Below are 11,655 nucleotides of genomic sequence, written 5' to 3'. Positions count from 1 at the left end.
AAAACGTAGGTGCCAGGCTTGCCCTGGCTTAATGCTTGCTTATAGAAGAGATACTTCGTCGTAGCGAACAAGCTGGATATGGCGCTCATCGATGATGCGCATAACCTCTGGCGCGCGCAGCAGTTGAGCGTCCTGCGCGCGGATGCGCGCCAGGTTTCCAGGCTGTGTGTGACCCGACCCCACCACCTGTCGCGTCTCGGCATCATCATAAGCCGGGTGCGTGACCAACAGATACGTGCCCGGCTGGATATGGCGCAGGGTCTCGGGCAGATCGCGCGACGCCGGAAGTGCTTCGGCCTGGGTGGTAATGTCGCCGTACCAGATCAGCCCCTCTTCCCGGGCAATGGCCTTGAAGGCACTGCTCAGTGGCGTGCGTAAGGTGTCAGCCGGGTGAAATATCCAGCCAGGTACCATATGCTCATCCAGATAGCAAATATCCAGCCCCAATGAGCGTACCAGCTGCAGCTGTGCCTTCACCTCACGCACCGCCTCATCAATATTGATCCCCTGACGGAATAACTCCATTGTTGTGCGAAAAAAGCAACCATCTCTGTTCACCAGCGAAGGGACTGTTTCAGCAGGAGAGACCGGCCCCCAACGTGGAGCATCCCACTCCGACGTCAGCGTGATATGCAATCCCAGGCACAGGCGCGGAAATTGCTTCACGAGGTGGGCGGCGTGATGAATGTTGGGTGCGGGCGCTATCAGTGAGGCGTTGCGCAAAATGCCATACTGATAGGCATCAATGATAGCGCGATTGCCGGCCTCAAAGGCACCCAGATCATCACCTCGCGTCAACAAACGAATACGTGGGCGACTATCCATGAAAGATCTCTCCTATCCGTACATGAAATGAGTTATGACTTGACGGCACCCGCCACACCATTGATAAAGTAGCGCTGCAATAGAACAAAGACCAGGATAATGGGAGCTAGCGTAATCACCGAGCCGGCGGCCAGCGAGGTCCAGTCAACTGTGTTCTCGCCCACAAAGGCGAACATCCCCACTGCCAGTGTGCGTAGCTCCGGCACGCCCAGCGTGAAGACCAGGGGAACAAAGAAGTTGTTCCATGAACCAATAAAGGTCATCAGCGCAACCGTAGCGATAATAGGTCCTGACAGCGGCAGCATAATCCGCCAGAAGCGTTGATGAAAGTTGGCACCATCGACGCGCGCCGCGTCCTCGATATCTCGGTCAATCGACAAGAAGTACCCCATGAAGAGGAAGGTACTAAAGACGACCCCGCCTGCCGTCTCGATCAGAATGACCGATCCCAGCGTATTGAGCAAACCGATACGCGCGATTAGATCAAAGATTGGAATGATCGTATAGCCATGTGGCAAAAACAGCGTCAGCGCGATCACTCCCAGCACCAGGCCTTTGCCAGGAAAGGTGGTGCGAGAGAGAGAGTAGCCCGCCATGGCCGTAAACAGGATCACAAAGACAACCACCAGGACGGATACGAGAATGGTATTGATGAAGTATTGACCAAAGTTGCCATCATTCCAGGCGCGCACATAGTTATCCCAGACCACCGTTCCCGGCCAGATGGTCAGTCCACGATCAAAAAAGTCTTTGGTCGTCTTTAACGAGCTGCCGAGCATCCACAAGAAAGGATAGACCCAGAAGAAGCCACCAACCAGCAAGATCAGGTGGACAGGAAGCATCTTCAACGCTCCAAAGCGTTTCCCAGGAACTGGACGCCTGGCAGTTGGCGCGTTGCGCGCGGGATGGATACCCGTTGTCTGCATATGAACTCCGTTTCTAGCCCGTGGCCTGTGCATTCTGCCGCTTCACAGAGCGGAAGATAAAGATTTGTGCGATAGAGAGGCCCATGATGATCAGGCCATAGAAGAGCGAGGCCGCCGAGGCGAAACCAACATTTGGCTGTAAGTTCAGACGCGCATCGCCAAAGGCCTGGTGGTAGATGTATGAATTCACCACTTCCGTTGCCCCATAGGGACCACCATTGGTCATGACCAGCACCAGATCAAAGACCTGCAAGCTGCCCAGGATAGCCAGAATGACGATGATCAGGCCGATGGAACGCAGCATGGGGATCGTAATATACACAAAGCGATTGATGCCGTTGGCCCCGTCAATGTGGGCTGCCTCATAGAGCTCGGTTGGAATCGTCTGCAGGCCCGCCATAAAGTAGACCAGGTTAAAGCCCAGGCCCAGCCAGATACCAATCGCAATAATGATTCCCAACGCATAGGTGGGATTGCCCAACCAGTCGATGTGCTCATGTGAGAGGTGCAGCTGGATCAAGAGCGCATTGAGATTATCGCCAAAGTTGGTCAGGATCAACTGGATGACGACCGCCACCACCGCCGGCGAGGTCACCGCGGGAATAAAGTAGATTGCGCGATAGAACGTTGAGAAGCGCAACCTGGGATTATTGAGAACCAGCGCGAGAGCCAGCGCCAGCACGAGTTGGATGGGCACGAGTACCATGGTATAGATCAGCGTATGTTGGAAGGCACCCCAGAAGAAGGGGTCGCGAATAACACGGACAAAGTTGTCCAGCCCCACATAGCTGGCGGGATCACCGATGCCATTCCACTGGTAAAGCGTATAGCCCACAGAGGCAATATTGGGATAGAGAATAAATGTCACCAGCAGTACCACCATCGGCAGCAAGTAGACATAGGACCAGATATGTGTCCGCGCCTGCCGCCCGGCCCCCGTTGGATGTTGATCATCGCGACGAGAGCTCGTAGGCGTTGGAGCGGGCGCAGGAGATACGACGTGCATAGTGAAATTCCTTCCTCGGAATACGCCACCGACAGACAAGCACAAGAAATAGACGTGGGTTGCCCCCGCCATCCAGGAAGAACGCTCATCTACGCAGCAAGTCCGGGATCTTTCCTGGATGGCAAGATTGCCAATATGTCCGAAATGACGGCGTTCTACATCTTCTTCGTGATATACGGTTTGCTAGGATCCCAATCAGCAAAGACATAATCGGCCGCGCTCACCTTGTGTCCTTGTTGCTGAGCCAGTTTAATGGCATCATCCAGGGCCTTCTGGGATTTGTCCTGAAAGGTCTTCAGCGCACCTTGCAGGTCGCTCACCTGGCCCGTATAGTAGCCTGTTAGAATATCGCTCATCGCCGGGGTTACTGTTTGCGGCGAAACGTAACTCACCTCCGGGTTGCGGATTGTGGGATCAGGCCCGGTCACGGCGAACTTCGCGGTCGCGACATATTGAGAGAACGGCTTAAACGTGTTATAGGCGGGATTATTGTTCTGGGGATAAATGGAGAGATCTTCTCCCATCTGAACCCAGCGCTTGCCCGCCTCCGGGCTGGTCAGCCAGTCAAACCAGGCCCAGGCTTCATCCGGGTATTTGGCCTTGGCAGAAATCGCGTACGAGTAGCCGCCTGGCCTGGTCGGGAAGAGGTTCTCAGGCTCATCATTTGGTGTGATCAGGGTGGTCAGGCTGTAGTCAGTAAACTGATGCTGCGTCCACTCGGCCTGATTCCAGACACCTCCCACCGTCATGCCGAACTTGCCGCGCTCGAAGTAGGCGCGTGCGACCTCGTCGGAGAGGGTCAGGGAGTTGGGGTAGATGTAGTTTTTGGTTTTCCACTCTTTGAAGAGCTGAATCCAGTCGGCATAGTTGCGATTGCTGGCGAAGGTATACTTGCCTGTGCGCAGATCTGGATCGCCAGGGCCACCAGGACAATCGGCACCGATGATAAAAACGAAGAGCCACCAGTTCAGCAGCGGGAACGACCCGTTGCCAAAGCCCAGACCGTAGGTCTGCCCGCTGCTCTTTTTGGTGATCGCCTCGGCGGCATGAGTGACATCATCCCAGGTACGGGGAATCTTGACCGAGCCATCACTATTGACCAGCCCGGCCTTGCGAAATACATCATTATTGATATAGAGCTGAAAGGGGACCGTCAATGTGGTTGTTGGTGCACTGTAGAGTTTGCCGTTGAAGATATTGCTCCCCTCATGCAGCGCGAGAAGAGGAAATTTGGCGCGCCACTTCTCATCGGCCCACTTATTCATGGGGAGCCACCAGTTCTTCTGAATCTGTTCATAGAACGTGGGAGTCTGGGGAATGGCTGCCAGATCAGGGATATTGGTGCTCCGCTGGGCAAAGGAGACCAGGTTGCTGTATTGAGCGGCAGCCTGCGTTGTCTTCTGGATCTTGATGTCAGGATGTGCCTGCTGGAACAGCTTGATCTCTTTGTCGATGTAGGGTCCCTGGGTCACAGCAGAGTCCCAATACTTGATGGTGACGGTCTTGCCACTACTGCCTGTCGAGTTTGAACAGGCGGCCAGTATATCACCAAGAGAGGCCAAAGCGGCAGTTGTTACGGTAGCTTGCATGAATCGGCGACGATTCATGTCCGGAAGTCGCGTCATTGTTACGCTCCTTTGCTTAAAAAAATAATAATAACCTGACAGACGGTCATGCGGACGACTGTCTGCTAAGTAAACCATTATAGTAACCTGTGCCTGGAGCCCTCCAGAGAGAATATTGGCTTCTCGCTGGAGAGCTGCTTCTCTACACTTCGCGAAGGTGGGGTTGAATATACACGCTCTGCTGGGTTGGTCCCATACCATTCAGCAAGGATTCTAAGAGCGAAAACATGCCTCGTACCAGTTCTTCTGAATCTTGCTCCAGCAGGGTTATATTCTGTGTACGGCCAAAGAGAATGGGCGAGTCAGTATTTGCAAGCGAAACGAGATGGACATCCTGACCAACGTGGATCCCTAGCTCATCAAAGGCTACCAGAGCCCCATCTGTTACCAGGTCATCGCTGATATAGATCCCATCCGGTCGTTCCTCCTGCGCAGAACCAAATACATCCTTTACTAAGAGATAGCCTCGCTCCTGCGAGGTAAGCGGACGACGCATTGGGGTAGACATGCCGGAGATGGCACGAAACTGGGCACGATCAACAGGGAAATGCTGCTGTTGTAACGCCTGATAGAAGTAGTGAGCCTGGTCGAAAGGGCTGGTGGGATCTTCTTCCTTTGCAGACCAGTATCCAATGCGCTGGCAATTTTTGCGCACCAGAACATCGGCTGCCAGGCGCGCTGAGGTTGCCTCATCATACTGCACCATCCAGTCTCCGCCTCCCGCAAACACTACGTGAGGTTTAGACAGCAATGACACATGCTCAAAACTATGGGCGTTAAAACCGATGATCAGGCTCCCGTCAACAGATGGGGAGTTGAGCAGAGCGATATGCTCATCCGGTATTGGCTGTGGCATATCGCGCCAGAGAAAATGGAAGGAGATGTGCTCGTTTTTGCTCTTCGCGCGCTGTTCCGCGACCAACGCCAGGCGCCCGCAGAGGAGCGACCAGAAGGGCGAGGCTGCGTTATTGGCGATCAGAGAGTTGTTAAATACAATATGCACCGAGCGCTTCAGGAGGAGGTCCGAAACAAAGATTCCCTGACGCTCCTTGCGATAAAATAGCTGCTCATTCTCCAGCAGATCGAGAGCCGTCGTCAGTGTGGCACTGGATGTGTTCAACCTGCTACACAGTTCACGGATGGTCGGTAGACGATTCCCTGGACCCAGCTCTGACGCCAGTGATCGCAATCGCTCACACACCTCAGTCACCCTGGCGTTGGTGCGTCGTGCCTGCTCAGAGCGACGCTGCTTAGGAATCTGCAGATCACTCACGTCAAAACTTTTGATTCTCGCATCCATCAGTCTGACTTCCATTCTTCTCATGCTTCAGAGCTACTTGTCTCTGTGTTCTAAAACAGATATTACCTAAAACCGCCCTTTCTGTCAAGCTTTTTGGATGAGAATCCAGAAAAATAGTTATCATGCTATCTCACATCTGTAAAATGGCCTTTCTTCGCACACTTGTTTTAAAACAAGAGAAAATACCTCCGCTCCCTGCTCTAATACATTTGTAGCGTATGCTAGTGATGAATGTCTTGACCTGCATACATGGAACAAGAAAAGCGATTCCCATAGGTTTGACGCTCGCGGTTGATTTTCCCAACGTCTTCGCTTATCAGAAGCGATGGTTCCCTTCCCATCAGACGTAAGGGGCAGGTCCTATCCCGAGCCGGAGCGCGTCTGTCCGAAAGCCCCGAGGAACTCTCACTAGAGCCAACCGTGCTGCTATCGCATGCACGACAGGAAGCGGGGGTTGCCTCCTTGGAACCCCCGCCGTTTTAGCGCTGACACTTACACAGAAATCATGAAGGATGGAGAAGCGTGGCGAGATGAACGCCATCTATTGATCTCAGCATAAAAAACTAAAGTGAGTAGCCAGCATGAACGAAACAGTGACGCAAGGTCTGCTTCCGATGCCGAAGGCGGGCGAGAGCCAGCAACAAGGCAGAACTCAGCTCGGTGGGATCCTTGCAACACACATTCTTGAGCTCACGACGTTTGAGCAAGTTCCACACACCTTCCTGTGGATTGAACTCGGGCGCATAGGCAGGCAAGCGTTCCAAGTGAAGACGAGCCGCAGCCCCTTGTGCCAAAAAGTCTTTGACAGCCTGGCAACGATGGATGCTCGATCCGTCCCAGATAACCAACAGCTTCCCGGGAATGTGGCGCAACAGATGCTTGAGAAAGCTGACGACATCTTCTCCTTTGTAGGAACGGGATTGCGATTGCATGAAGAGGCGTCCCTCGGGAGTGATCGCCCCGATGGCCGAGACGTGATCGCGCGTCAACGGCACTCGCAGCACCGGGGTCTGGCCCACCGGAGCATACGTGCGGACTGCCATCGGCAGCAGGTAGAAGCCCGACTCGTCTACAAAGACGATCTGCCGCTGTTCGTGCTCGGCTTTTTTTTAAGTGCAGGCCAGCGCTCGTCTGTCCAGGCGTTAATGGCCTCTTCATTGCGTTGGCTGGCGTGTTCCTCCGGTTTTTGGACACTGTGCCTGAGGCTCCGCAGGAGGCGACTGCAATGGGCAGGATGATAGCTGACCCCAAAGTGCTGCTTGATGAGCACTGCTACTCGGGCCGTTGTCCATACTTGGCCGCGGAACCCATAGTGCTCGGCCCCCTTGGCCAACAGATCAGGCAACTGGGCTCGCTGTTCTTCGGTCAGTTTGGGCTGAGGACCGGGTGGCGGTTGGTGTCGCAAGGACTCCGAGCCCTCTTTCCTGGCTCGGCTCATCCACTGACTCACCGCTCCTTCGGTTACTCCAAGGGCAACGGCGATGTCTTTCTGTCTCCAGCCCTGCTTATACAGGTGCCAAGCGCGCAGTCGTCGCCATTCACGCCAATCGCTGGGATGTTGTTCTTTCTTGCTCATACCTCCTTGTATCGGTTTGAGGATGGACGACTTTAGAACCTCATGCTGAGGTCAATAAGACGTCCATGACCCGCATCCATCCTTTCCATAACGTCTGCCATCCAGGTGGACCATCGCTTTTGCGGTCGAGGTAGCCTCCCAGGCGCGCAATAGCGTGCCACAATTCTTGGACCGTAGTGATACTGCGATGGCGTTTATCCAACAAGATAATAACCTGGATAGCATTCTGCGAAACCACGTCAGTCGCTGGACTTTCCCCCGCCTGCTGTGCCGTTTGCCGAATGATCAACAAACGCAAGGCAATGGGAGTCAGCAGCGCAAGCAATTTCCATTGGGCCTCGATGCTTTGTAGGTTGTGGTGTTCCATTCGGCAGCCAGTTTTGAGGGCCTTGTGAAAATCCTCCAGCAACCAGCGCCAGCCATACCATCGTCCCACCTCCCACGCTTCGCTTGGGCAAGTGATTGGCAGCGTGGTCAACAAGATCCATTCCAACGGCTCTTGTCCTTCAGGTGGCTGGGATTCCCAGACCCGCACGATCCAGGCGACAATCTCCGTTTTGCGTAACCAGGCTCCGTGCAGAGGAGGCTGGACACGTACCTGCTGAAAATTGATCTGTAAAAGGGCTTCTCGTCTGGGCTGGGTATGCTGGGCAGGAATGTTCACCAGATGAGCATCCACGCTAGGAAGGGCACGAGCCAGGGACTTGAGATGCCCTTCGTCAAGCTCAACTTGTCCATCCTCTTGAACAATCTCGACATTGCGATCCTGAGCCACTCGCAACACGAAGTCATACCCAAGATCCTCGCACGTCTGCCAAAACGTGTAGACATCGCTATTGCTGTCGCTTACGTAGATCCATTGGTGGCGCTCAGGAACCCGTCCGATCTGTTGGATACTCTCTTCCCAGACCTGCGATTCTCGCTCCCGCTTTTTGCGCTCCGCCTTTGTTTCCCCCAGAGGGGCAAGCTGACGAATGAAAGGTGAGAGCATCATACATCCTAAGATCGCCTGGGTTTGTGGGTCCATCGCAAGCACGGTGTGCAAACTGAAACCGATATTCTCACGACTGTTGCCCACCGGTCCCCGACCTTTGAGTGCGTTATGCCTGGTGAAATCAAACTCGGTGATGTCAGCCAACAGGAGCGTACGAGCACACTGGGTCGCCGCGTAGTACGTTTGACTCCAGTGAGGGAGCAAGAGATCTTCGTACCCGAATGCAGGGTTGCTCAGGAAACGATATCCCCCCTGCGTTTCCCCCCAGGTCTCTAAAGCGCGAGGCAATGAGGCCGATGGCCTCTCTGCCAGGGCATGAGCAATCTTCATCAAACGATCAGTACGACGCGGATCTCCCAATTCTGCTGCTCCAAAGGTCTCAACCGCCCATGTGTCGGCATGTTGCAAGGGTGCTTGTTCCATATGTCTTCTTCCTTTGCTTGTTCTGGCCTTTCCTTTGCAGCACGTCACAATTTCTGTGTAAGTGTCAGCGTTTTAGCGCGGGGAGCTTCAGGCCATCGCTCTGGATCGAGTTGAGCGAAGTACCTGCAATAATGCTTTCGCCGCAGGACCCGAAGATGCTGGACTCTGACCGGTTACCAGTTTGCCATCGGTTTGCACATAAGGCACAAAAGGTTCGGCTTTGCTATAGATGCCACCTCTCTCCTTGAGCTTATCCTCGAGCAGAAATGGGACGACTGTGGTCAGGCCCATCGCTGCCTCTTCCTCATTGGTAAATCCTGTCACATGCTTGCCTTTGATGAGGAACTGACCATGGGCATCATGGACATTGATGAATGCGACTGGTGCGTGACAAACGGCTGCAACCGGCTTATCGGCCTTCACCAGGGCCTCAATGATCGCGATGGAGTGGGGGTTGTCTGGCATATCCCACATCGGACCATGGCCGCCGGGATAGAAAACGGCGTCAAAATCGTTCGCCGCTATATCGGCGAGCTTGCTGGTATGGGCAAGTTCTGCCGCTGCCGCAGCATCGGTGTGGAAGCGCCTCGTCAAATCCGTCTGGAATTCGGGCTGGTCGCTTTTCGGATCGAGTGGTGGCTGCCCGCCCTTTGGTGAGGCAAGCGTTATGGTGACGCCAGCATCTTTCAGGACATAATAGGGGGCGGCAAACTCTTCCAGCCAGAAACCAGTCTTCTTACCCGTGTTGCCGAGCTGATCATGGGAGGTAAGGACCATCAAAACCTTCATTGCAATTCTCCTTCTCTTTTCGCTTGAGAGAACAATCGTGCATTCCCCGCTTTCCTCCACCACACGTTTCACGTTTGCCATGAACGGGATGTAACTCTACCACATCCTTCACTCATGCTTCTGCATGGCCTATGAAGGCTGCCAGAGGAATGTGCAACGCGAACTCTCAATGTAACTCGAAACGGGGGTGGTGTTCCAGGTGAACGAGGAGCAGGCTCAGTGTGAACGTGAGGCAATTTCATGGTGTTGTGGTGTGGGCAATGGTGTGCATGACGCGTATGTGTGCCGATTAGTTCTTATAGTGTATTTAGTTTATTGGCTGCGATGGCGATGAGCAGTTAAAGAGCGAGTGGCATGATTGCAAATAATCATGAAGGTAGGATGAGGCGTAATATCCCCAGCACAGCATCACGGCCAGAGAGAGTGCGCAGGACAAGAGTGCACAGAGCTTCGCTAATTCAGTATGGTGGAACGTTGCGTTGCTTCTATCATGGTTGAAGTGATGGAGCAAGGCGATGGCTCCAAAGACACATGCACCAAGTATCGCGATCAGATCTGCCATTGTCAGGACAATGGCACCGGTCTCAAGAAAACTTGTCATCGTCGCTTTTCCATTTCTCTACGCAGTCCGTAAAAATGCTATTGAGCTTTTATGTGAAAATAGAAATATAATGATATTGTTTCTCTCTTCATACAGAAGGTTTGATGTCTCATCGGCATGGTGTTGCATCGTATTTCGGCGGAAAAACAGGGGAGGTCGTGCGTCACGAATATGCCTCTTGCGGAGATCAAAAATAGTCATAAGGTTTCCTTACCATATTTACCAATACGCCGTTGAATTGTATCCTTTATATACTCATCCGTCAATAGAGTAAAAGAAAGAAAAATGCAAGCTCATCGAGCACAGCGTGTTTCTAAAATTTTTGAAACTTGAGAGTAAGGAGTGTTCAATGCCTGATGGAAAATTGACCGCGAGCGTTATTGGAGGAGGTGTGGGAGGACATTTGAGTATGCAGGCACTGGCGCGTTCAGAGCGATTTGAACTGGTGGCTGCTACTGATCTGCGCCCGGAAGTGTGTACGCGTCTGATGCAAGAGTTTCCAGGTATACGTACCTTCACGAGCCATCACGAAATGTTCTCAGCCTGCCCGACCGATGTGGTCTGCATCAGCACGTATGCATCGAGCCACGAAGAGATTACCCTGGACGCTCTGGCCTTGCCGCTCAAAGGCATCCTGGTAGAGAAACCGCTTGGGCATACGGTAGCCTCTGGCCGGAGAATACTGGAGGCCATCAAGGCTCGGCATCTGCCAATGGTCGTACCACATAATTTACATACACGCAGACATTCTCTCGAAATTACCGCCAGGGTGCACAATGGCGAGATCGGCCAATTGAAGCTGGTCGAGATTCAGTGTACAAAGTGGGATATTATTAATGCAGGCATTCATTGGCTCAACTACTTCGTCGTTCTGACTCAGAATGAACCTCTCGCGTATGTGATGGCGATCTGCGATGCCAGTACGCGTACCTACCGCGATGGGATGCAGGTCGAGACGATAGCGGTTACCTATGCTCAGACACAAAGTGGCATCAGGGTCGTAATGAATACCGGTGATGACATCCATGTCAACCGCGAAGGAAAAGAGACGCTCTTCCGTCTGATTGGTACTGAGGGTCAGATCGAATTCTGGGGGTGGGAGAATGGCTATATCTTACAGAATAAGCAGTTTCCCGAGGGTCAGCGTATCATACCTGGAGAATTCGCTGTTTCTGGCCATCAACGCTATTTAGAGTCTCTGGTGGATATGATCGAGCGTGAAGAGCTTGACTATGCCATTCCGGAGAGCTCACTGATGGCGTTGGAGCTCTGTGAAGGGGCGTATCTGTCAAGCCAGCGTCACTGCCAGGTGACGTTTCCTGTTGACCAATTCATTCCACCCGCGCCAACCAATTGGGAACCAGGTCAGCCATATGCAGGCAGTGGTGGTGGTCGTGATGGCCGAAAGCTTTGAGGAGAGGCACAATGGCTCAGTCATTTTGGTTCATTGTCCAGGCCATCAGGGGAAAAGTTATCCGTCCACGTTGTTGGTATTGATGAGTGCAAATATTATTTCGTCAACGAACTGGTTATTGACATATTGACGATCGCGGAGGCGTCCCTCTTCCTGAAAGCCGAGCTTTTCGAGCA

General features: G+C 53.2%; 11 protein-coding genes. 1 reads left to right on the top strand and 10 read right to left on the bottom strand.

The features are described 5' to 3' along the window. Positions 1–39: 39 nt before the first annotated feature. The 10 genes from AABA21_RS04390 to AABA21_RS04345 form a co-directional block, all read right to left on the bottom strand. A complete protein-coding gene (locus AABA21_RS04390) occupies positions 40–825 on the bottom strand; it encodes a ChbG/HpnK family deacetylase (RefSeq protein ID WP_338247774.1) in 786 nt (261 codons plus the stop codon). A gap of 32 nt (positions 826–857) precedes the next feature. Continuing rightward, the gene (locus AABA21_RS04385) at positions 858–1,751 is read right to left on the bottom strand and encodes a carbohydrate ABC transporter permease (protein WP_338247773.1); all 894 of its coding nucleotides are present in this window, start codon (positions 1,749–1,751) and stop codon (positions 858–860) included. A gap of 13 nt (positions 1,752–1,764) precedes the next feature. Continuing rightward, positions 1,765–2,757 (bottom strand): carbohydrate ABC transporter permease, encoded by a 993-nt coding sequence (locus tag AABA21_RS04380; RefSeq protein ID WP_338247772.1) that lies wholly within the window; start codon positions 2,755–2,757, stop codon positions 1,765–1,767. A 155-nt stretch (positions 2,758–2,912) separates the two neighbouring features. Beyond that, positions 2,913–4,382, bottom strand: coding sequence for an ABC transporter substrate-binding protein (locus AABA21_RS04375; RefSeq protein WP_338247771.1), 1,470 nt, complete (start codon positions 4,380–4,382; stop codon positions 2,913–2,915). Positions 4,383–4,524: 142 nt separating this feature from the next. After that, complete coding sequence (locus tag AABA21_RS04370; protein ID WP_338247770.1) at positions 4,525–5,682, bottom strand: substrate-binding domain-containing protein; 1,158 nt, start codon at positions 5,680–5,682, stop codon at positions 4,525–4,527. 563 nt (positions 5,683–6,245) lie between these two features. Beyond that, positions 6,246–6,731 carry a transposase gene (locus tag AABA21_RS04365; protein ID WP_338250995.1) on the bottom strand — a complete coding sequence of 162 codons (486 nt, stop codon included), beginning with the start codon at positions 6,729–6,731 and terminating at the stop codon, positions 6,246–6,248. Positions 6,732–6,751: 20 nt separating this feature from the next. Then, on the bottom strand, positions 6,752–7,258 hold the full coding sequence (locus AABA21_RS04360; protein ID WP_338247769.1) for a winged helix-turn-helix domain-containing protein: 507 nt from the start codon (positions 7,256–7,258) through the stop codon (positions 6,752–6,754). 40 nt (positions 7,259–7,298) lie between these two features. Beyond that, the gene (locus tag AABA21_RS04355; protein WP_338247768.1) at positions 7,299–8,675 is read right to left on the bottom strand and encodes an IS4 family transposase; all 1,377 of its coding nucleotides are present in this window, start codon (positions 8,673–8,675) and stop codon (positions 7,299–7,301) included. 87 nt (positions 8,676–8,762) lie between these two features. Continuing rightward, entirely contained in the window at positions 8,763–9,464 is a 702-nt protein-coding gene (locus tag AABA21_RS04350; protein WP_338247767.1) for a type 1 glutamine amidotransferase domain-containing protein, read from the bottom strand. Positions 9,465–9,771: 307 nt separating this feature from the next. Then, a complete protein-coding gene (locus tag AABA21_RS04345) occupies positions 9,772–10,065 on the bottom strand; it encodes a hypothetical protein (protein ID WP_338247766.1) in 294 nt (97 codons plus the stop codon). A 349-nt stretch (positions 10,066–10,414) separates the two neighbouring features. Between AABA21_RS04345 and AABA21_RS04340 the strand changes: the two genes are divergently transcribed. Then, the gene (locus AABA21_RS04340; RefSeq protein ID WP_338247765.1) at positions 10,415–11,479 is read left to right on the top strand and encodes a Gfo/Idh/MocA family protein; all 1,065 of its coding nucleotides are present in this window, start codon (positions 10,415–10,417) and stop codon (positions 11,477–11,479) included. The last annotated feature ends 176 nt before the right edge of the window (positions 11,480–11,655 follow it).

This window comes from Dictyobacter halimunensis (assembly GCF_036245075.1).
Note: the sequence above shows the minus strand (reverse complement) of the source record. Positions and strands in the feature narration are given on the sequence as shown.

Bases quoted from the DNA above. Each gene is read 5' to 3' on its own strand.
- AABA21_RS04345 (WP_338247766.1), bottom strand. From the start codon at position 10,065: ATGACAAGTTTTCTTGAGACCGGTGCCATTGTCCTGACAATGGCAGAT.
- AABA21_RS04380 (WP_338247772.1), bottom strand. From the start codon at position 2,757: ATGCACGTCGTATCTCCTGCGCCCGCTCCAACGCCTACGAGCTCTCGT.
- AABA21_RS04355 (WP_338247768.1), bottom strand. From the start codon at position 8,675: ATGGAACAAGCACCCTTGCAACATGCCGACACATGGGCGGTTGAGACC.
- AABA21_RS04340 (WP_338247765.1), top strand. From the start codon at position 10,415: ATGCCTGATGGAAAATTGACCGCGAGCGTTATTGGAGGAGGTGTGGGA.
- AABA21_RS04360 (WP_338247769.1), bottom strand. From the start codon at position 7,258: ATGAGCAAGAAAGAACAACATCCCAGCGATTGGCGTGAATGGCGACGA.
- AABA21_RS04350 (WP_338247767.1), bottom strand. From the start codon at position 9,464: ATGAAGGTTTTGATGGTCCTTACCTCCCATGATCAGCTCGGCAACACG.
- AABA21_RS04390 (WP_338247774.1), bottom strand. From the start codon at position 825: ATGGATAGTCGCCCACGTATTCGTTTGTTGACGCGAGGTGATGATCTG.
- AABA21_RS04370 (WP_338247770.1), bottom strand. From the start codon at position 5,682: ATGGATGCGAGAATCAAAAGTTTTGACGTGAGTGATCTGCAGATTCCT.
- AABA21_RS04385 (WP_338247773.1), bottom strand. From the start codon at position 1,751: ATGCAGACAACGGGTATCCATCCCGCGCGCAACGCGCCAACTGCCAGG.
- AABA21_RS04375 (WP_338247771.1), bottom strand. From the start codon at position 4,382: ATGACGCGACTTCCGGACATGAATCGTCGCCGATTCATGCAAGCTACC.